A 22,625-nucleotide genomic window follows, 5' to 3' on the forward strand; every position below is an offset into this window, starting at 1 on the left:
TTTATAAAAAACTGTTTATCAATCGATTAAATCGGAATACTCAAAAATTGTGTGAAAACCTTTTCCCCAAAAATAGTCCTTAAAGCCCTCAAATTTTGAGCTCATTACAAAATCTCCACCCCAAGCGCCTAAACTTTTTATAAATATCGGACAATCAACGAACAACCTCTCTTTAACTGTCGGAATTTCAAGAAAATTGGAAATTCTTTGCTCATGAATCAACATTAGTTCTGAAAAATTTTCCAATTCGCTACATAGTAAAATATTTCTTGTAAGATCCGAAAATTCATCGACCAATTTTTGGGACTTTGTTTTTGACTTGTAAAGATTGATTCCTTCACGGCTATCCTGCTTCTGATTTAAGTGGATAAAAATTAGTTCATTTTTGAAAGGGGGATCAAAGTTCACCTTTTCATATTTAACCTCAGGAACACTCTGAAAAATAACGGCAGATTTCTCTTTTGCTACCGCAATATCATAACCGCTACCTCCCAAGCTTATCTTATTTAAATAGAAAGGATCAATCTGTGCCCATTCCGCAAGATTAGTCATTAAAGTAGAGCTGCTACCCAAACCGTAATCTGCAGGGAACTGAAGGTTGGTCTTTAAATGGTAGGTAAAGTTATTTTTGAATTTAATAGTAGAAAGCGACTGAACATTTTTTAATGTTTTTAAAATAAATTCAGCACTTGAAGGAATATTGGTTTCCAGGATCTGCCAGTTTTGGTAATCTATGACAGCTTTTAACCAAAGTTTATTTTGATGATAAGCTTCCCAGAATATAAGGGAGTTTTCATCATTTTTTTCTTCAAAAGAAAACTCTTGTCCCAGCTTGGTAGGTACCGCTAAGACAAGAGCTCCGTCCATCGCGAAATATTCTGAAGTCAGCATTAGCTTCCCTGGTGAAAATATCTCGCCCATGATTTTTTTATTAGATTAGATTGCAGAAGCTACGTCCACAGAACCATCAATCTTCTTGATCAACCCTTGTAACGTTTTCCCCGGTCCAACTTCTACGAAATTAGTTGCACCGTCTTTAATCATATTCTGAACTGACTGCGTCCATTTTACAGGACCCGTTAATTGAGCAATCAGATTTTTCTTAATTTCATCCGGATCAGAAACTGAAGTAGTCGTAATATTCTGATACACAGGAATAGTAGCTTTTCTGAATTTTGTCTGTTCAATAGCAGCAGCCAATCTTTCTTGTGCGGGTTGCATCAATGGAGAATGGAATGCTCCGTTTACAGGTAACAACAATGCTCTTTTTGCTCCTGCTTCTTTTAATTTTACGCAAGCTTCTTCAACAGCTGTTGTTTCACCGGAAATTACCAATTGTCCGGGACAGTTGTAATTGGCAGGAACTACAATCCCGCTGATCTGTGCGCAGATTTCTTCAACTTTAGCATCTTCCAACCCTAAAATGGCAGCCATAGAACTTGGATTCGCATCACAAGCTGCCTGCATCGCTTTTGCTCTTTCAGAAACCAATTTCAGACCATCGTCAAAAGATAAAACTCCATTGGCAACCAATGCTGAAAATTCCCCTAAAGAATGCCCTGCAACCATTTCAGCTCCAAGACCATTTACTGCTTTAAGTGCAGCTACTGAGTGTATAAAAATTGAAGGTTGAGTAACCTCAGTTTTTTTAAGGTCTTCATCTGTTCCATTAAACATAATAGAAAGAATGTCGAACCCTAAAATTTCATTGGCAGATTCCATCAAGTCCTTAATGTCTTTTCGAGAATCATACAATTCTTTTCCCATTCCTACGAACTGAGAACCCTGCCCAGGAAATACAAGTGCTTTCATGTATTGATTTAAAATATTTTGCAAATATAAGTATAATTAAGAATAACCTTTAAGTGAATTAAATCATTTAAGGAACTAACCTAATAACTCTGTACCCAGTATTTACATAAGCTCCATTGGCTTTTGATTTTACAAACTCAAATTTGGTAGCCAGCTGGGTTTGTACTTTATTCATTTGTCTGAAGATCTCTCCTTTTCTATTTTCTCTTGTCAACATATCGTTCACCACATCAAATCCTATTACTGCATATTTTGGAGGTGTCTTACAATATTTGCTTTTGTATGCTGCTAAAATTTCTTTTTCAAAACTACCTTCTGCATTGATTTTTCTATCCATAAGGTAAACTAAGTTTGCCTGACTAAGCTCATCTACTTTTTTCTCAAAAACAGGAGCATAATACATACTGAACGCTTTTATTCCCTGTACATCTTTGGAAAGAGAAATCACTTTATTGGCAAAAGCTTCTCCCACATCATTGCTATCATTAGCCAAAACAGCAATCACAGGAGCAGACTGCCCCGTCATCATATTCTGATCTAACTGAATTTCGGAAGCAGAATTAACGATAATTACATTTGGTTTCTTAAGCGCTTTTTCTAAACCGCTCTTGATATAGTTTGCATTCGTTTTTTTACTGTCTGCCACGATGTAAATTTTTTGGTCAGAGTAAGAAGCTCTTACTTCATCCACAATTTTATCGGCATAGGTTTGATCATTTGTTTCTACAATAATCAGGTTGCTATAGTTATATAATTCCGGAGAGTTGGCAAAAGGAGCAACAATCGGAATTTTCTGATTTTTTGTAAAGTCTAAAACGTCTACAACATTTGATTTGAAGAATGGGCCAATAATCAAATCTGTATTATCAGGATTTATCTGTGTTAGAGAATTTTTAAAAGTTCCTTCGTTACCGGAATCTACAATTTTAATTTCCAGCTTCTGACCGTTTCTTGCATTTCTTTCAATAGCCAATTTCGCTCCTGTAAGGAAGTCCATTGCCATAGATCTGTACTGGGTTTCATTTGTACTATATCCGAAAGGAAGCATCAAAACAACGCTTAAAGCATCGCCGTTTTTCTTTACATAAGCAGGATCCTGTTTTTTAATTTTTAAAACCATTCCTGCTTTTAATCCATGTGATAAATCGGGATTCAAAGCGATCAATTCGTCAATAGAAATTCCAAACTTATTGACAATAGAAAAGACAGTATCGCCCTGCTGAACAGTATAAGTAACAAAATCATCGCCCGCAACAGCTTCTGAAGTTGCAACAGTTGCACTTTCTGAATCCATTTTTTCTTTTGAGCTAACAGGTTCAGAAGTTATAGCTGTATTTGTTTTTTTAACAATAATTTTTTCTCCAGGTTTCAGTCCTCTTTCTTCTAATCCAGGGTTTAAAGCAAATAATTCTTTTTGAGAAATATTGAATTGTTTTGAAACTCTGTAATAATTATCTTTTGCTTGTATAACATATTCCCCGTCTGCAATGGTATTGGAATCGTCAGATTTTTCAACAGCTTTAGGAGCAGCCACTGCAACTTGCGACTCACTTCCTCCGTATTTTTTGATGTTTGCAAGAGGTAAAGTGATTTCATCCCCAATCTTCATATGGGAATCAAGATCGGGATTAAGTGCTCTAAGATCAGTTTCGGAAATATGATATTGTTTTGTGATTCCGTAAATCGTTTGTTTAGGCTGTAAAATAATTTTCCCGGATTGAGAAGAAGTATTTGTTTTTGGCTTTTCAGCAACAGTTGTTTTAGAAGCTGAAGTTGTTCCGGATTTTACCGTTAAAACATCACCAATTGCCAGTTTCCCTTCTTTAAATTTAGGATTCAGTTTAAGTAATTCATCAACAGTGAGCCCGTATTTTTTAGCAATATTGTAAGGAGTATCACCTTTTACAACGGTGTGTGATTTCTGAGCAGATGCTCCCAAAACCATACATATACTGGATAAAATAAAAAACCTCTTTATCATAATAGATCGTTATATTTACAAAAATACTTCTTTAAAATTAAATGGCAACAATAATCAATTTGGATTCCTGAACCACCATTTCTTCTAAACAAGTTTCAAGCCATGAATACCCGAAGTCAGCAAAAAATACACTAAAGTTATACACTCTTTCCTGCCAATTCTTGGAAGGATGCACATCCAGAAACAGATTTTCCAATCTTTCCAGCAATTCGCTTTGTTTAATTTTTTCTGCGTGAAGTAGGCGCTTCTTCATTCGGGCAAATGATTTCAGCTGTCTTACTTCTTCGGCTTTCACCATATTTCCAAAAGATTTTTCGGTGGTTTCAGCCACAGCTTTCAGTTCAGAAAAATTGCTCATTAATAGACTTTCTTTTTCGTCTAAAAGTTTTAAGATGCTATTATCCTCAACTATTTTATGATTGATAATGGTGGTAAAATTCTCAAAAAAATCTTCTATTCTAAGATTCAGCTTCTGAATTTTCCCTAAAGTTTTTTCCTTTAAAAACAACATTGAATTTCTCGGAATCAGAATAGGGAAAGGTATATTGATTTTTTTGAAATAATCTTTCAGTTCGAGCCAATACATGATTTCTGCATTTCCTCCAATATAAGCCAGATTGGGTAAAACACATTCCTGATACACCGGACGCATCAAAGCATTCGGGCTGAATTTTTCAGGTGAATTTTCCAATTCATTTAAGATTTCTTCTTCTGTAAACGAGATATTTTTATCTACAATGAAATAGTTACTTCCGTCAAAATCAATTCTATCTCTTGTTTCTGAAAGATAGAAGAGATTGATCTCACGAGGGTTTACCTGCACTTTTCCATATTTCCCGGTAAGAAAGTCAACTTTTTCCTTGGATATTTTATGCAAACTAAAATTTAGCAGCTCATCTTTAAAAATACCTTTAATCTGGTTTTTAAGCTCTTTTGAATCTCCATCTATAATTAATAATCCGAATTCAGAGAACAATCTGTTTACCAAGATTCTGATAGCCTCCGTTAATGTATTTCCTGATTTATAAGATTCTTTCAGCATTAAAATCAACTCTGTCCCAAAAATAGAATCTTTGAATTCTTTTTCAAATTCGGAAATAAAATGGGTATCGTGAATATGAATTCTTCCTACAGCACCTCCAGATTTTTCGTTGGTTTCATAATAATTGGCTTCAGTCTTAAAATGGTTGATCTCTGCAAAATCGTGATCTTCCGAAGCCATCCAATATATAGGAACGAAATTAAAATCAGGAAAATTTTCTTTTAAGTATGTACAGGTTTTAACCGTTTGTAAAATTTTATATACAAAAAACGCAGGTCCTGAAAAAAGGTTCAATTGATGCCCCGTCGTAATCGTAAATGTATTGGGCTGCTTTAAGCTTTCCAAATGTTTTTTCTGTTTTGAGGAAAGCACAACATCTGAAAGCTGATTTTCTAAAGCATTAAATAAAATAATTCTTTGTTCTGAAGAAAACGCATCCTGCTTTACATGAATCTGATTTCTAAAATGATCTATAGAAAATGTATTTTCTTCAAATCCCTCAATTTTTTGATTCAAAAAGTCTTTTACTAACTGAGGAATGCTTTGTATATCTTGAAATGATATTTTATTAATAGTTTTCAACTTGGATATAAATTTTAGTTGAACAAGTACCACACGATTCCAATATTTAACCTAAAATCATAGGTCGGATAGTGCGGAAATGCATATGCTTTGTTGTGTGAAAGGAGTGTCCCTACCTGCTGTCCTTCTATGAAAAAGAACATTTTTTTAACCTTCATATTAAAGTAGGCATCAATCATAGGTTGTCCACCGATTGAAAAAGAATTTGCCGTAGGTAAGATATATTCATTAAGTATCGGAAAATATTCTCTTGATGCGAATTTTGAAAAATAATAGGCTTTTATCCCCATCTGAACTTCCGCAGCATTCTTAAATGCTTTTGCCTGATAAAACAAATTAGCTCTTCCAATAAAACTTGGCATAGGTAAAAGGTCTTTATTAGTCAATGCATTTTGGAACTGCAATCTTGTATTCAAATGAAATTTACCATAGCTAAAAGTAGCATCCCCTCCGATCTGAGAAATATTCAATGAGCTATTGCTTTGCTGCGGCTTTGCGCTGCTGTCAAAATAGGTGTAATTATCTATTCTGAAATAATTAACAAATAATTCTGTTTTAAACCATTTCAAATTAATATTCCCTCCAATCTCCGTCACGGTTTGATTTTTAGCATCCTGGAGATAATAATTGAATTTTTTATACACAGAAGTATTCATCAGATAATTGAAAGAAGGATATACACTCTGAAAATTTACTTTAGCATTGACAAAGTAATCTTTTACCGGTTCAAATTTCAAATTATTTGTTGTTTTAAGATAAGTTCCGAACTGGCTTCCGTTAGAAAATTCAAGGAATGAATTCAACTGGATTTTATCTAACAATTTAATCTGTAAATTTCCAACGGCTCCAATCCTGTTCTCTTTAAGTTCATTGGGAATCACCAAGTCTGTCAGCGAAATTTCTGAAGCTCCAAACTTTAACATCTGATACCGGACTCCCGCATCAAGCTTGAATTTTTCATTATCAAAAACCAAACTGAACGTATTACTAAAGTTATCCGAATATTTTTTTGAAACATACGGCGCTCCGGTCACAATTTCTGCAGGAAGGCTATACCAATAAGATTCTAAGCTTGTCTGTCCGTAGTAATATTTATTCCCTTCATGAGAAAGAGTATGCCTTATTTTAAACGGAAATTTTTCCGAATTGAAAGGTGTTAACTGATGAGTCAAGTAATATCTTCTATAGGAGAATTGAGAGCTTGAGGTTCCCAGATTAACCTGAACATTCTGTCTGTTGCTTGAATTGCTGTCTCCGTTTTGAAAAACACTGTCAATCGCAATTCCACCGTTTTCCTGATTGTTCACATTCTGGTGCAGATAGTGAGCAAACAATTCATAGTTTCCTTTTTTAGAAACATAATGCCCTGAAAACAACGTATTGTTATTTGCCGCCAAAGAATTTCTATAAAGCCCTTGAGAACGAAGCCCCATATATTCTAATGCAAAATTAAATCTCTTGCCTATATTTTGAGTATAAGTAGATTTTAAAGCTGCTCCATTTTTCATTGCATTATGATAAACAAATGTTGCAGTCGGTGTTTTCACGTCATAATAGTGAATATCTTCAACTCCTAAAATTCCATAGGATTTATTTGTGGGAAGTAAGGCAAGATTTTGTTCAGCATTTACCTCATATGACAACGGATTGAATCCAGATCCTATATTTGCAAGCTGAGCCTTTCCAAAGTTATCCCTGTTATTGTACTGTGAAAAAATATTTGTTTTATCAACGGTCAATACCGTATCAAAAATCTTCTTTTCACCATATTGCTTTTGATATAGATAATCATTAATGGTAGGCTTGAATATCTTCAACGAATCTTTTTTCCCCGAATCTACAATCACAGAGTCCCCTTCTTTTTTAAGAGTTGAGCTTTTATCTTTAGTATTGACTATTTGGGCCTGAGCTGTAACCCCCAGAAAGAGTATGATAAGAAATATGTATTTCATTTATTGCTTTTGTGAAGCAAAAATAAGAAATAATGGGGAATAAAAAACCCCACAATAATGTGGGGTTTAATTATAATATTATAAAGTCTTATAATTAGTTATCGTAACCAGGGTTAGATACAATTAATGAACCAGCAACGTTAGTTTCTGCCTGAGGAATAGGGAAAGCTAACAAGTTCAGTGTAGCTGGAGCACCAGCTCCACCTGTTGTAGTGTTTTTAGTGATAGTAGTACCCCATCTTAGTAAATCCCAATATCTAAATCCTTCACCAATTAATTCTTTAGCTCTTTCAGCTTTAAGTTTGTTCATATCAACAGGTCCATAAGCTGTAATCTGGGCAGCAATAGATTGCGTTATATTACCATTAGGATCTTTAACATCTTTTAATCTGTTTGTCAAAAGTGTTGTGAAGTACCCCTGAGCTGTTGTTTGACTACCGCCATTTAATTCAGCTTCAATTCCATTAAGTAAAACCTCTTCATATCTTACCATTCTGATGTTAGTATCCCCTGCAGCAGATGGATATTTTGCAGCAATAAATCTTCCTGCAACAGCAGTAGATGTTGTAATAGCAGCTCTTCTCACATCGGTAGGAAGAATAGAATAACTGTTATAAATTGCAGTTTTAACAGGCATATTCTTATAAGCACCTGAAGGACTAAGCAAATCATTCATTGAAGGAGCAATTGTAACAGAGGTACCAACAGCTAATTCAAACATAGAGTTAGGAGAAGCATTATTAAGTGCAAAACTAGAAATAAAAGAATCCGCATTTACCGGAGACCATTTTGCTGAATTAACAATATTAGCTACCAAAGATCTTACTTTAGCATAATTTCCTTTGTAAAGATAATATCTGGACATTAAAGCCTGTACTGAATAGTCATTCAAAACAGTTTTATCGCCATATTGGTTATATGAATTACCATTTAAATACTGATAAGCCTTATCAAAATCTGCTTCAATTTGAGCTTCAGTTTGAGCTATACTAGCTCTAGGCATATTAGCACTTGGATTATATTCCAATGGCAATACAACACCTAACTGAGCTGGATTTTGTGTATATTTCTGACCGAATAATCTTAACAAATCAAAGAAAGCCTGTGCTCTTAATGCATATGCCTGACCTTTAAGATGCTTTACTTTTTCACTAATTTCGGTTGGATCTTGAGATTGTCCCCAAGAAAGATTATCCGTTGTATTAATAATAGTATTTGCTTTTGCAACAACTGTATACATTGCAGACCACGCTCCTGATGCCTGAGTATCAGAAGATACCATTGTATAGTTCATTGTAGTCGTATGGTAACCACTTCTATTATTAGAATACATCTCATCACTTCTTACTTCGGAAGTTGTAACGAAATAATTACCATAGTAATTTACATCTCTCATCGTAGCATAATCACCATAGACAAAAGCCTGTAGCTTTTCTATCGTAGTAATTGGAGCCTGCTCTTCAGTGTTACTAAAATTTGTTTCTAGGAATTCATCTCCACAAGAAACCAAAGAAAAAGTTCCAAGTAAAACTAACGCCGCTCGTGTTATATATTTTTTCATTTTTTAAATTTTTATATTTTAAAATTCAACATTAAATCCAACTAGGTATGTTTTCATAGGAGGAAGATTTAAATCCGTAGTTCCAACCAGCGACATATCCGGGTCATATCTTAAGTTTTTATCATACTTATGAGTCCAGATATTATTACCCATCACATATACAGTCACTTTGTTTATTCTAGAACCTTCCAAGAAATTTTTATCAAATGTATAAGCTAATCTAATATTACTTAATCTTAAATAATCAGCTTTGTATAAGAATCTTGTTGAAGTCCTGTTAGATAATTTGTTACCTTGGTAGATAGGTTTTGGATTTGCTGCATTCGGATTGTCAGGAGTCCAATAATCCATCTGTGAACCATAACCAGAATAGAACAAGTTATACTGACCATCACTTTGAGTATAAATAGCCCAGTTATCGTAAAGCTTACCTCCGAAACTATATGTTCCCTGTGCAGTTAATTCAAAGTTTTGGTAAGACATTCTAAGCCCAACTCCACCATAATATTTAGCAATTCTATTTCCTTGAATAGCTCTTTGCGCTTTATTATAGTCATTTGTTGTTTCTCCGTCTACCCCGTTTAGATACCATAGCGGATCTCCATTGGTTGGATCAACTCCAGCCCATTTTCTCATAAACCAGCTGTTCATTGTTTCTCCCTCACGAACAAGTGTAGAACCACTCAGGATTTCTTTTCCACCGTAAAGTTTACTAACTTTATTGTCTAGAATAGAGAAATTCGCATCCATGCTTAAAGCAAATCCTTTTGGATTTTCAGGCTTCAAGATATTTGCATTAGCACTGAATTCAAATCCTTTATTCTTCATTTCCCCTACGTTTTCAGAATATCCTGATAAACCTTGAGATAATGAAAGTGGTACAGTAAGAATCATATCCTTAGTCGTCTTGTTGAAGTATTCAGCCGTAAGCGTCAAATCATTGTTAAAGAATCCCAAGTCTAATCCTACGTTAAGAGGATTTACAACCTCCCATTTTAAATCAGGATTAAAGAAGCCTCCCATAGAAGCACCTGCGTGGTTGTTATAATTTAACCCATAAGAATAAACGGCATATGGACTTGCTGTAATTCTGTTACCAACCTCACCATAAGATCCTTTTAATCTAAATGTGTTGATATACTTGTTACCAGACAAGAATAGTTCTGCTAAATCAACACCTACCCCTACAGAGTAAAAGTTTGCACCTTTATACCCTGGATAGAATTGAGATAACGCATCTCTTCTGAACATCCCGTCAACATTTAAGAACCCATCATAACGATAACTTACGTTAGCTCCATATCCTGATCTTGTACTCTGCCCATAAGAACCGTTATTACCAATAGGTTTAACAAAACTATCTAGCATTTCAAATGAAGATCCAAGACCTGCAACTACGTTTGAAGTCCCAGCTAAATATCTTGTATTAGACTTATAAGCTTCCTGGAAAGCAGCAACATTAAACCTGTTCTTTTCTCCTAACTGGAAACTGTATTCCAACATATTAATAATATTGTAGTTGAAATATCTGCTCGCACTTGACGTTAGCTGACCTTCAACGCTATATCCATCTCCGTGAAGTGGAGACCAATATACATCTTCTTCAATATTGATATATTCAGGAGCAAATGTAAACTTATAGTTTAAGTTCTTAAGTATTTTATATCCAACATTAAAGTTCCCAAAGAAACGAGTTGTGTTTGCTTTGTTAAAATTGATTTCCTGCAATGCAGCAGAGTTGAAGTTACCGGATGGTAGGCTACCTTCAATACCATAGTACCATGATCCGTCAGGATTTCTAATAGGATCTGTTGGAAGGTTAAAGTACTGAGCAATTAATGGGTTAGCAAATGCGCCAGAATCTGGTAATGTATGCATTATACTATTGGAAAACTGAAAGTCAGTATTGATTGTCAAACGATCAGTTGGTTTATATTCAAATTTCAAACCGATATTAGCTCTTCTGAAATCACTTCCTTTATACATACTCTCCTGGTTAAAGTAACCTAGTGAGTTATAATATTTAAATTTGTCAGTACCCCCAGACATATTGAAGTTTGTTTCAGTCTGTGTTGCTGATCTTTGTAATTCTTTTGCCCAATCAGTATTATATCCCATATAAGGAGCAATACCTAAGAAATCTTCGTTTGGATCTACAATTGAGTTATAAGCTTCATCAACGGATGAAAACCCGAAAGGAGTATAATTATACATGGTCTGAGAAGCCAGTTTCAACCAATTTTCCTTACTGATTGCATCCGGCATCTTAACAGCCATTTTGTTAGTACCCATGTTACTTGAAAAACTAAATCTAGGCTTTCCAGCTTTACCTGATTTTGTTGTAATAATTACAACCCCAGCACCAGCATCAGCACCATAGATTGCCGTAGAAACCGCATCCTTTAATACTGTCATTGACTCAATATCATCAGAATTTAAGTTTGCTAAGATATTCCCTGTAGTGTTTTGAGTAGTCAAATCTCCAGAAGCAACTCTAACACCGTCAACGATAAATATTGGACTGTTATTACCATTAATAGAAGTATATCCTCGAATTCTCAAGGTGACAAAACCTCCTGGCTGTCCAGATGCAGTTCCTGCCTGAACCCCAGCAACTCTACCCATCAAAGCCTTTTCAGGTGAGGACACAGGTAAGTCATTAATTTTGTCAGCCTTTACAGTACCGATAGATCCTGTAACTTCTTTAACAGCTTTTTTCTGCCCAAGTCCCATCATGACTACTTCCTCAATCTGAGTTTCTTTAGTAGCTGTATCCTTCTTAGTTGTTTGCGCAAAAGCAGCTTGTCCTAAGAAAAACAGAGCTCCTGCACTTAATACACGTAGTTTAACATTCATATTAACAAATTTTAATATATTTTAATGGGCAAATATGTTAATAAATATTAACATTCACAAGTTTTCAGAAGAGATATTTTAGAGATTCTTTTACACATTAGACCGTATTTACACATAAAAAAACGAAAATCAATAATAATTACGTTTAATCATTCTATAAAATGTAAAATATAACTACCTGAAAAAACTTTTAACATAAAATTTTTAAAAATTAAATTATTATTTAGAATCAATATAAATTAAACACTATAAATAAAAAAACCACTTTCTAAGAAAGTGGTTTCCATTTATTTATAGTGAATTATTTCAGTTTTTTCTTCACTGCAACCTCTTCATACACCTCAAGAATATCCCCTTGTTCGATATCATTATATCCTTTCAGGTTCAATCCACATTCGTATCCTTTGGTCACTTCTTTTACGTCATCTTTGAAACGTTTCAAACTTTCCAGCTCTCCGTCAAACTTCACAATACCGTCTCTCAATAAACGAACTTTAGAATTTCTGGTAACTTTTCCTGTAAGAACCATACATCCTGCAATAGTTCCCACTTTAGAAATCTTGAATACCTCACGGATTTCAACATTACCGATTACCTGCTCCTGAATTTCAGGAGAAAGCATTCCTTCCATCGCTTCTTTTACTTCATCGATAGCTTTATAGATTACAGAATATGTTCTGATTTCAATTTCTTCACGATCTGCAAGTTCTTTAGCATTCGCTCCTGCTCTTACGTTAAATCCGATGATGATCGCATCTGACGCTGCAGCAAGGTTGATATCAGATTCCGTAATCTGTCCAACACCTGAGTGTAGAATATTCACGCTGATTTCTTCTGTTGAAAGTCTTTGCAACTGATCAGAAAGGGCTTCTACAGAACCGTCCACGTCTCCTTTAAGGATAATATTCAATTCTTTAAATTCACCTAAAGCAATACGTCTACCTAATTCTTCAAGCGTAGTATGCTTCTTCGTTCTGATCGAAAGTTCTCTCTGAAGCTGTTCTCTCTTATTTGCGATTGCTTTACCTTCACTTTCATCAGCGTAAACACGGAATTTATCCCCAGCAGTTGGAGCTCCGTCCAATCCTAAAATGGTTGCCGGAATAGAAGGACCTGCTTCCGCAAGATTTTTCCCTCTTTCATCAAGCAAGGCTTTTACTTTACCGTGATTTTTTCCAGCCACAACATAATCTCCTACTCTTAACGTTCCGGTTTGAACCAACATTGTTGCAACATACCCTCTTCCTTTATCCAATGAAGCTTCAATAACAACTCCGTTGGCAGCACGATCCGGATTAGCTTTCAATTCTAGCATTTCAGCCTGAAGTAAAACTTTTTCCAGTAATATATCTACATTGTTACCGAATTTAGCAGAAATTTCCTGAGCCTGAACATTCCCTCCCCATTCTTCCACTAAGATATTCATCCCTGAAAGCTGCTGACGGATATTATCCGGATTTGCATTTGGCTTATCTACTTTGTTAATAGCAATAATCATCGGAACACCTGCAGCCTGTGCGTGAGAAATAGCTTCTTTAGTTTGAGGCATCACATCATCATCGGCAGCAATTACGATAATTGCAATATCGGTAACCTGTGCTCCTCTCGCTCTCATCGCCGTAAAGGCTTCGTGACCTGGTGTATCTAAGAATGTAATTCTTTGTCCGTTCTCCAGTTTCACATTGTACGCTCCGATGTGCTGGGTAATACCTCCGGATTCACCTGCAATTACGTTGGTTTTTCTGATGTAGTCAAGTAATGAAGTCTTACCGTGGTCAACGTGTCCCATTACCGTAACGATAGGTGCTCTAGGTAATAAGCTTTCTTCAGTATCAATATCTTCCTCTGAGTCTGTATCTTCAAGATCTGCATCTGAGAATTCAATTTTATATCCAAATTCATCTGCTACTAATAATAAAGTATCCGCTTCAAGTCTCTGGTTCATGGTAACCATAACTCCTAAAGAGAAACAAGCAGAAATTACTTCTGTCGGAGAAACATTCATTAAGCTCGCCAATTCACCAACCGTGATGAATTCCGTAACTTTCAATGTTCTGTCTTGTGCATCAAGCTCTTGCTGACGCTCATCCTGTTCTCTACGGAAGTTTCTTTTATCTTTTCTGTGTTTAGCAGATTTAGATTTTCCTCCTTTATTGGTTAGTTTTTCAAGAGTTTCCTTGATTTGGTTTTTAACTTGTTCATCTGTCAATTCAACAGGCATAGTTCTTTGACCAGGTCTGTTGTTTTGTCCTCCTCTGTTAAATCCTCCTCTGTTTCCACCCTGTCCTCCTTGACCTTGCGGACGGTTTCCTTGATTATTGTTTCCAAAACGGTTTCCACCTTGACCTCCCTGACCTTGTGGACGATTTCCCTGACCACCTTGCCCTTGAGGACGGTTTCCTTGATTATTATTCCCATGAGGACGGTTTCCTTGACCTCCTCCCTGGTTGTTATTATTACCGCCTTGCTGATTGTTACCACCTTGCTGGTTATTGTTCCCACCAGGTTTTTCAATTCTTTTTCTTTTCTTCTTAGCTCCAGGACCAGTTTTTGGTGCAAATTGAGTTAAGTCGATTTTTTCACCAACAATTTTAGGTCCATCCAGTTTTTGGTAAACCGTTTCAATTTTTTGAGGCTCCTGATTTTCTTCTTCAGCTGCTTTCGGTTCTTCTTTCACCTCAACAACTTTTTTCGGAGCTTCTTTTACAACAGGCTTAGGAGTTTCCTTTACCTCAGCAACCGGTTTTTCTTCAATAGCTTTTTCTTCTACTTTTTTCTCCTCCACTTTTGGCTTATCTTTTTTTACCGGTCTGTTTCTAGATTCAATTTGTGATAAATCGATTTTATCTAAAACTTTAAACTCTTGTTTTTCAGGAGCAGCTTTCACTTCCGGCTCTTCAACAACAGCTTCTTGTTTCTTTTCTTCCACTGGTGCTACAGGAGCAACCGGAGCTTCTTCCACTTCAGGTTTCGTAGGCTCTAGATCTATTTTACCTAAAATTTTAGTTTCTGGTTTGTTAGCTTTAGCTCTTATTACTTCAGGGGTTTTCTTCTCTTCAATTTCCAGCTTCTCTTCCGGAACTTTAGTGATCACCACCTCATGGGAAGCCTTACGCTGTTCACCGTCTTTGGCAAACTCAGCCTCCAATGCAGAATATGCCGCTTCTTCCAATTGAGCGTTAGGATTGCTTTCAACCTCAATACCCTTCGATTGTAAAAACTCTACTAATCTGGACATCGAAATGTTGAATTCCTTAACCGCTTTATTTAATCTAATTTTTGGCATTTATTATTTTTACTGTTTTTTAATTCTTAAAATTAAAGTATTTCTTTTTTACTGTTTATTAAAATTTATTATAAAATCTTAATCTTCGAATTCTTCTCTAAGAATACGCTTCACATCTTCAATTGTTTCTTCTTCAAGATCTACCATATTCAGAAGACTCTCAGTATCTTTATCCAACACCGATTTAGCAGTTGTAAGACCCACTTTCTTAAATTCATCCAAAATCCACTGCTCGATATCGTCATTAAATTCTTTCAATTCAACATCGTCATCTTCACTAGACTCTCTGTATACATCGATTTCGTATCCTGACAACCAAGAAGCCAGTCTGATATTCTGACCTTGTTTTCCAATTACTTTAGAAATCTCTTCAACAGGAGTATAAACTAACGCATAATTTGCCTCCTCATTGATGTCAATTTTATTGATGGTAACATTTCCTAAAGCTCTTTTCACCAAAATCTCAGGGTTTTTAGACCACTGGATTACATCGATGTTCTCATTTTTCAACTCTCTTACAACCCCATGAATTCTTGATCCTTTCACACCCACACATGCTCCTACCGGATCGATTCTGTCATCATAAGCATCCACTGCAATTTTTGCCTTTTCTCCAGGAATTCTCACTACTTTTTTCAGCATGATTGTTCCGTCCTGGATTTCAGGAATTTCCAGCTCCAATAATTTCTCCAGGAATTTTGGTGCAGTTCTGGAAATAATAATCTGCGGTTTTGACCCTTTAAAATCTACTGTTTCTACAATAGCTCTGATGTTTTCACCTTTTTTAAAGAAATCAGAAGGGATTTGATTTTCTTTAGGAAGGATAAATTCATTTCCTTCATCATCCAAAAGAATTACGTGCTTGTGACGGATATGGTGAATTTCTCCTACCACAATCTCCCCAATCTTATCTCTGAATTGCTCATAAAGCATTGCATTGTTATGCTCCTGAAGTTTTGTCGCTAAAATCTGCTTTAGAGTAAGAATATTTCTTCTTCCCAACTGCGCTACAGGAATTTCCATTGTAAAATCTTCACCTACTTCAAAAGTCGGGTCAATTTTCTTTGCCTCAGAGATCTCGATTTCAAGATCATCATCTTCAGACATTTCATCTTCAACAATCGTTTTGTTCAAAAATATCTGAAAATCTCCTTTATCAGGGTTTACAATCACATCAAAATGATCATCAGAATCATATCTTTTTCTCAAAAGAGTCTTAAGAGAATCTTCAATAATTGCCATCAGATCGATCTTACTGATCCCTTTTTCGTCTTTAAAATCACCAAAGGATTCAATCAACGCTATATTATCCATTTATCTTTTTTTCTTATTAAAATTTAATTACTACTAAAGCTTTCTTAATCTCAGAGTAAGGAATTTCTTTTTCCTCCTCTACATCTACCTTTCCTTTACCAATATCTTTTGGTTTACGATAACGCAATACCAAAGTGATTTTTTCTTCGTCCACTTTTGCCAGTTCACCTTCAATTTTAGAAGAGTCATTTAATAGCACTTCAATCTCTCTTCCGATATTTTTTGTAAACTGTCGTGGTGTCACCAACGGTTCGCTCAAACCGGCAGACATTACCTGCAAGCTAAAATCATGCTCCTCCCGATCCATATTGAATTCTATGGCGCGACTTGCATCCAGACAATCCTGAAGAGAAACTCCATTATCTCCATCCAAAATCACCGTAATATCATCTCCTGCAGAAATTTTTAAATCTATCAGAAACAAATCCTTTCTGGTCTCAAGGAAATCGTTCAATAATTCTTCAATTCTTTTTCTAAACTCCATAATATTTTTATGATTTACTGTACGAAAAAAGGCTTTCGTTAGAAGCCTTCCCATTGTTTTTTCCGTAAATCTTCTGCAAATATAAGACATTTTTACTAAAAATACAAATTAGTCTAGTAATCAGATGGATAAGTTTTCTCACTAACGAACCAAAAAGCATATCGTAATTATCGGAAACTGTGAAAGTATTTTTAGTATTTTTGTCATGAATTATTAAAAACATATACTTTGAATATTACAATAGTAGGAACAGGATATGTAGGTCTGGTAACAGGGACTACACTTGCAGAATTGGGAAATTCGGTTTACTGTGTTGATATTGATGAAAAAAAAGTGGAGGGAATGAAAAATGGTATCGTTCCCATCTATGAACCGAACCTTGAGGAAATGTTCCTGAGAAATATACAGGCAGAACGTCTGTTTTTCACGACCGATTTAAAAGAGGCTTTAGATAAAAGTGAAGTCATTTATCTTGCTTTACCTACTCCTCCCGGCGGAGATGGCTCTGCAGATCTGTCTTACGTATTACAGGTTGCCAATTCTATTGGCGAGATGATGACCGAATACAAAGTAATCGTAAATAAAAGTACGGTTCCTGTAGGAACTGCAGATAGAGTAAGAAATGTTATTGCCTCAAAAACCAATCTTCCTTTTGATGTTGTTTCTAATCCTGAATTTTTACGCGAAGGCTTTGCTGTTGAAGATTCGATGAATCCTGCCAGAGTAGTCGTGGGATCCAGCTCAGAAAAGGCCAAAGAAATCATGGCAAAAATTTACCAGCCCTTTACCAACACCGGAATTCCAATTATATTCATGGATGAAAAATCATCGGAGCTTACAAAATACGCAGCGAATTCATTTTTAGCAGTAAAAATTACTTTTATGAATGAAATTGCCAATTATTGTGAAAAAGTAGGTGCCGATGTTGATAAAGTTCGTCTCGGAATGGGAAGCGATGACAGAATTGGACACAGATTCCTATTCCCTGGAATAGGTTATGGAGGCAGCTGTTTTCCAAAAGATGTAAAAGCATTAATTAAATCCGGAAAAGAAGAGGATTTTAGTTTTCAGATTCTTGAAGCGACAGAAAATGTTAACATTTCACAGAAAGTAATTTTAGTTTCCGAAATCGAAAAATATTTTGGCGGAAATATTGAGGGTAAAACCATTGCTTTATGGGGTCTTGCTTTTAAAGCGAATACAGATGACATCAGAGAAGCTTCTTCGTTAGACAATATTGAATTATTGCTAAAAAAGGGGGCAAAAATTGTTGCCTACGATTCTATTGCTGAAAAAAATGTACAGAAAGTATTAGGCAATAAAATTGAATATGCAAAAACCATGTACGAAGCTCTTGAAAATGCAGATGCATTATTCATTGCGACAGAATGGCCGGAGTTTAAAAACCCCAATTTTAAACTGATGGGTGAGAAAATGAAAAATAAGGTTATTTTCGACGGAAGAAATATGTATCCATTGGAGGTTCCTGCACAGAATGGATTTTATTATAAAAGTATAGGAAGAAAAACGATAAAATCTTAGTCGTTGATCTCACAGCAACTTTAAACCAATAAATTACCAACACAAATGAATCCTAAAATAGCAGTTCTTGTTCCCTGCTACAATGAAGCTTTAACCATTGAAAAAGTGGTTAAGGACTTTCAGCATTATATTCCGGAAGCCGAAATATTTGTTTACGACAACAATTCAAAGGACACCACTGTAGAAATCGCTACAAAAGCAGGCGCTATTGTTGGAAATGAAAAAAAACAGGGAAAAGCCAATGTTGTTTTCAGAATGTTCAGGGAAATTGATGCCGATCTTTATATTATGATAGACGGCGATGATACTTATCCTGTGGAATGCATTCGTGATATGGTCAATCAGTTTATTGAAAACAAATGCGACATGCTTGTCGGAGACCGGCTTTCCAACAAGAGTTATAAAAAAGAAAACAAAAGAGCTTTTCACAATTTCGGAAATAATCTGGTTCGAAACCTCATCAATATTTTCTTTGGCTCGGAATTAAAAGATATTCTTTCCGGCTACAGAATTTTTTCAAGAAAATTTGTCAAAAATTACGCAAGCTCTATTAAAGGGTTTGAGCTGGAAACCGATCTTTCCATCTATGCACTGCATTATGGACTTACCATTGAAGAGTATTCTATTAATTACCGCGACAGGCCGGAAGGAAGCGTTTCAAAGCTGAATACTTTTACAGACGGATTTAAAGTTATCAAGCTTTTTTTCAATCTTGTAAGACTTTATAAACCTCTTTTATTTTTTGGAATGGTTTCTATTATTCTTTTTGTTTTAGGAATTCTATTTATGATTATTCCGATCAGGGAATATTTTGAATATCAATATGTTTATAAGGTCCCTACGTTAATTTTTTCAATCATGCTTATTATCGTTTCCATACTTTCTCTTGCCACCGGGCTGATTTTGGATAACATCAGTATTATTGATAAAAAGAATTTCAAAGTGCGGTATAATAACACCAACTAACATGAAAAAGGCGTTCTGGTTTTCATTTTTTACAATACTTTTCTTTTTGAACACTCAGTTCAATACATTTCACCTGATTCCTGAAGAAAAATTTGAGTATAGTAAACTTGAAGAATCAGAGACTCTTGTGATTGGAAAAATCATGAATTCCGAACACGGAAAGATCATGGATGACGGAGGATTTACCGGAACCTATTATTTCAAAGGAAGCGGAAGCGGAAGATCAGTCGTTGGAAAACAGGTTTATGAAAAGTATATCAGAAACGAAATTCCTGAGAAAACAGCTTATGATCCGTACAAAACACAAATTGGAGGCCAGGCAATTCTGTACAGCTTATTTGATAGAGCTTTCGGACTTGACAATGCCATAAATCTTGATCTTTTCAGAATATTTAATTCTCTTTCACTAAGTATTTTACTCTCTTTATTTCTTTATTGGATTAGCCAAAGATTTAATTTTAGAGTCTCAGTTATTACATTTTTACTTCTTTTGCCTAATTACTGGCTGTTTTTATATGGAAAAAGCAGCTGGTGGTGCAACTGGGTATATTTTCTTCCTTTTGTATATAGCCTACTGTTTTTCGAAAAGAAGAAAAATCCGAGCTTTAAAAAATATATTTTCACTCTTTCATTCCTTTTCTTTTTAAAATTTTGGTTTACCGGGTTTGAATTTATTACCGTTTTCTTGATCAGCTCTTCAATCCCATATATTTATTACCATTTTGAAAACAAAATTTCATTTTACTGGAATTTCATTTGGAGACATTTTATCATTTTAACGATTCCATTATTACTTAACATAAGCTTTTTACTCTACCAGTTTTATCTTCTTACCGGAAGTGTTCAAAACGGAATTTACCATCTTAAAGATGCTTTTACAAGAAGATCAAGCAGTGAATATTTCTATGAACCCAACCAGCATCATTTAATTATGCTCAAGAAGTTTCACTTAGATATTATTACACGCTATTTAGGCAACTCTTTCGTTAACGAAGATCTTACATTTATAAAAATACCTTTTGCTGTGATTCTATTGACAGGAATTATATGTTCAGTTTATTTATCCCTGAAAAGAATTGACAGAAAACTGGTTTTTACGACATGGTTTTCTATTTTAGCACCCTTCAGTTGGTTTATTTTATTTCAACAACATGCACACATTCATAAACATATAGATTTTTTTATTTGGTATTGCCCTTTTCTTATTTTGGTAATACTTTTAATATCTTTGACCTTAAATTCCTTTTTGAAAATATCAAAATGAAAAATATCATTATTACCGGCGGAGCCGGATTCATTGGCTCTCACGTAGTAAGAGAATTTGTAAAGAATAATCCTGAAACAACGATTATTAATCTTGATGCACTTACCTATGCCGGAAACCTTGAAAATCTGAAAGATATCGAGAACGAGCCCAACTATGTTTTCGAAAAAGCAGATATCACCAAACCAGAAGAATTAAGAGCGATCTTCGAAAAATACAATCCTGATGCAGTGGTTCACTTAGCTGCCGAAAGTCATGTAGACAGAAGCATCACAGATCCGATGGCATTTATTAATACCAATGTAAACGGAACAGCAAATCTACTGAATCTTTGTAAAGAATTTTGGACATTGAATCCCGAGCACACTCACGGAAGATTTCCTGATGAAAAAAGAACAAACCTTTTCTATCACGTTTCAACAGATGAAGTATATGGAAGTCTGGGAGAAACAGGCTTTTTCTTAGAAACTACACCTTACGATCCACAATCTCCTTATTCTGCATCCAAGGCTGCTTCAGATCATTTGGTAAGAGCCTATGGAAACACATATGGAATGCCGTTTATCATTTCTAACTGTTCCAATAATTACGGCCCGAATCATTTCCCTGAAAAACTGATTCCTCTCTGTATTTCAAATATCATTAATGAAAAACCGCTTCCAATATACGGAGACGGAAAATATACAAGAGACTGGTTATTTGTCATCGATCACGCCAAAGCAATCCATCAGATTTTTAATGAGGCGAAAACCGGGGAAACTTACAATATCGGAGGATTCAACGAATGGCAAAACATTGACTTGGTGAAAGAACTCATCAAACAGATGGATGAAAAACTAGGCAAACCGGCTGGTTATTCTGAAAAGTTAATTACTTATGTAAAAGACAGACCTGGACACGATAAACGCTATGCCATCGATGCTACCAAACTGAATAAAGATCTGGGATGGAAACCGTCCGTGACCTTCGAAGAAGGATTAGGAAAAACAATCGACTGGTTCTTAGAAAATCAGGAATGGCTGGAAAATGTAACGAGCGGAGATTATCAAAATTATTACGAAAAACAATATAACTAATTCAAAATCACAAAAGATCAGATGAAAGGAATTATTTTAGCAGGTGGCTCAGGAACGAGATTATATCCTCTTACCATCGCCGTAAGCAAGCAACTGATGCCGGTTTATGATAAGCCCATGATTTATTATCCGCTCTCTACATTGCTTTTGGCAGGAATTAAAGATATTTTGATCATCACAACGCCACATGATCAGGCAGGATTTATCAAGCTTTTAGGAGACGGTTCACAAATCGGATGCAATATAGAATATGTCGTTCAGCCCAGTCCGGATGGTCTTGCTCAAGCCTTCATCCTAGGAGATCAATTCATTGGGAATGATCCAGCTGCACTGGTTTTAGGTGATAATATTTTCTACGGATCAGAAATGGGAACTTTGTTAAAAAATAAAACGAATCCCGATGGTGGTGTTGTTTTTGCCTACCACGTTTCAGACCCTGAAAGATACGGTGTTGTTGAATTTGATGAAGATTTTAAAGCAGTTTCCATTGAAGAAAAACCATTACAGCCAAAATCCAATTACGCTGTTCCGGGATTATATTTTTACGATAATGACGTAGTTGAAATTGCAAAAAATATTAAACCATCTGCCAGAGGAGAGCTGGAGATTACAGATATCAACAATGTCTATCTTCAAAAAGGAAAACTTGAAGTAGGAGTTCTGGACAGAGGAACAGCCTGGCTGGATACAGGGACTTTTGACTCACTTCATGATGCTTCAGAATTTGTAAGTGTCATTGAGAAAAGACAAGGCTTTAAGATTGGATGCATTGAAGAAATTGCATGGAGAAACAAATTCATCAACGATGAAAAGCTCCTTGAAACCGCTACTAAATATGGCAAAAGCGGATATGGAGAATATCTTAAAAACTTAATAAAAAAGTAACTTACAATTTAAAATATTGTTA

Annotated in this window: 15 protein-coding genes; 5 read left to right on the plus strand and 10 right to left on the minus strand. The window is 35.3% G+C overall.

Going from position 1 to position 22,625, the window contains the following annotated elements:
* Positions 1 to 18: 18 nt before the first annotated feature.
* From MKS83_RS12620 to rimP, 10 genes are all read right to left on the minus strand, one after another.
* Positions 19 to 921 carry a GYDIA family GHMP kinase gene (locus tag MKS83_RS12620; RefSeq protein ID WP_240579976.1) on the minus strand — a complete coding sequence of 301 codons (903 nt, stop codon included), beginning with the start codon at positions 919 to 921 and terminating at the stop codon, positions 19 to 21.
* A gap of 15 nt (positions 922 to 936) precedes the next feature.
* The gene (fabD, locus tag MKS83_RS12625; protein ID WP_240579977.1) at positions 937 to 1,812 is read right to left on the minus strand and encodes an ACP S-malonyltransferase; all 876 of its coding nucleotides are present in this window, start codon (positions 1,810 to 1,812) and stop codon (positions 937 to 939) included.
* A 67-nt stretch (positions 1,813 to 1,879) separates the two neighbouring features.
* Positions 1,880 to 3,793, minus strand: a complete 1,914-nt coding sequence (locus MKS83_RS12630) for a LysM peptidoglycan-binding domain-containing protein (RefSeq protein WP_240579978.1) — start codon at positions 3,791 to 3,793, stop codon at positions 1,880 to 1,882.
* 37 nt (positions 3,794 to 3,830) lie between these two features.
* Positions 3,831 to 5,417, minus strand: a complete 1,587-nt coding sequence (gene bshC, locus MKS83_RS12635) for a bacillithiol biosynthesis cysteine-adding enzyme BshC (protein ID WP_240579979.1) — start codon at positions 5,415 to 5,417, stop codon at positions 3,831 to 3,833.
* Positions 5,418 to 5,431: 14 nt separating this feature from the next.
* Positions 5,432 to 7,369 carry a putative porin gene (locus MKS83_RS12640; protein WP_240579980.1) on the minus strand — a complete coding sequence of 646 codons (1,938 nt, stop codon included), beginning with the start codon at positions 7,367 to 7,369 and terminating at the stop codon, positions 5,432 to 5,434.
* A 94-nt stretch (positions 7,370 to 7,463) separates the two neighbouring features.
* Positions 7,464 to 8,930: a RagB/SusD family nutrient uptake outer membrane protein gene (locus MKS83_RS12645; RefSeq protein WP_240579981.1), complete on the minus strand. Its 1,467-nt coding sequence runs from the start codon at positions 8,928 to 8,930 to the stop codon at positions 7,464 to 7,466.
* Positions 8,931 to 8,948: 18 nt separating this feature from the next.
* Positions 8,949 to 11,786 (minus strand): SusC/RagA family TonB-linked outer membrane protein, encoded by a 2,838-nt coding sequence (locus MKS83_RS12650; protein WP_240579982.1) that lies wholly within the window; start codon positions 11,784 to 11,786, stop codon positions 8,949 to 8,951.
* 301 nt (positions 11,787 to 12,087) lie between these two features.
* On the minus strand, positions 12,088 to 15,072 hold the full coding sequence (gene infB / locus MKS83_RS12655; protein WP_240579983.1) for a translation initiation factor IF-2: 2,985 nt from the start codon (positions 15,070 to 15,072) through the stop codon (positions 12,088 to 12,090).
* Positions 15,073 to 15,150: 78 nt separating this feature from the next.
* Positions 15,151 to 16,386 (minus strand): transcription termination factor NusA, encoded by a 1,236-nt coding sequence (gene nusA, locus MKS83_RS12660; RefSeq protein ID WP_100377265.1) that lies wholly within the window; start codon positions 16,384 to 16,386, stop codon positions 15,151 to 15,153.
* A gap of 16 nt (positions 16,387 to 16,402) precedes the next feature.
* On the minus strand, positions 16,403 to 16,870 hold the full coding sequence (rimP, locus tag MKS83_RS12665) for a ribosome assembly cofactor RimP (RefSeq protein ID WP_240579984.1): 468 nt from the start codon (positions 16,868 to 16,870) through the stop codon (positions 16,403 to 16,405).
* 228 nt (positions 16,871 to 17,098) lie between these two features.
* On the opposite strand from rimP, the gene MKS83_RS12670 reads away from it, so the two are divergent.
* From MKS83_RS12670 to rfbA, 5 genes are read left to right on the plus strand one after another with little or no spacing between them, the layout of a single operon-like run.
* Positions 17,099 to 18,412, plus strand: coding sequence for a UDP-glucose dehydrogenase family protein (locus MKS83_RS12670; RefSeq protein WP_240579985.1), 1,314 nt, complete (start codon positions 17,099 to 17,101; stop codon positions 18,410 to 18,412).
* Positions 18,413 to 18,457: 45 nt separating this feature from the next.
* Positions 18,458 to 19,378 (plus strand): glycosyltransferase family 2 protein, encoded by a 921-nt coding sequence (locus tag MKS83_RS12675; protein WP_240579986.1) that lies wholly within the window; start codon positions 18,458 to 18,460, stop codon positions 19,376 to 19,378.
* A 1-nt stretch (position 19,379) separates the two neighbouring features.
* Entirely contained in the window at positions 19,380 to 20,642 is a 1,263-nt protein-coding gene (locus tag MKS83_RS12680) for a hypothetical protein (RefSeq protein WP_240579987.1), read from the plus strand.
* Entirely contained in the window at positions 20,639 to 21,718 is a 1,080-nt protein-coding gene (gene rfbB, locus MKS83_RS12685) for a dTDP-glucose 4,6-dehydratase (RefSeq protein WP_240579988.1), read from the plus strand. The genes MKS83_RS12680 and rfbB overlap by 4 nt, the downstream gene beginning before the upstream one ends.
* Before the next feature lie 21 nt (positions 21,719 to 21,739).
* Positions 21,740 to 22,603, plus strand: coding sequence for a glucose-1-phosphate thymidylyltransferase RfbA (gene rfbA / locus MKS83_RS12690; protein ID WP_100377270.1), 864 nt, complete (start codon positions 21,740 to 21,742; stop codon positions 22,601 to 22,603).
* Positions 22,604 to 22,625: the final 22 nt, after the last annotated feature.

The organism is Chryseobacterium sp. Y16C (assembly GCF_022488405.1).
GTDB lineage: Bacteria > Bacteroidota > Bacteroidia > Flavobacteriales > Weeksellaceae > Chryseobacterium > Chryseobacterium geocarposphaerae.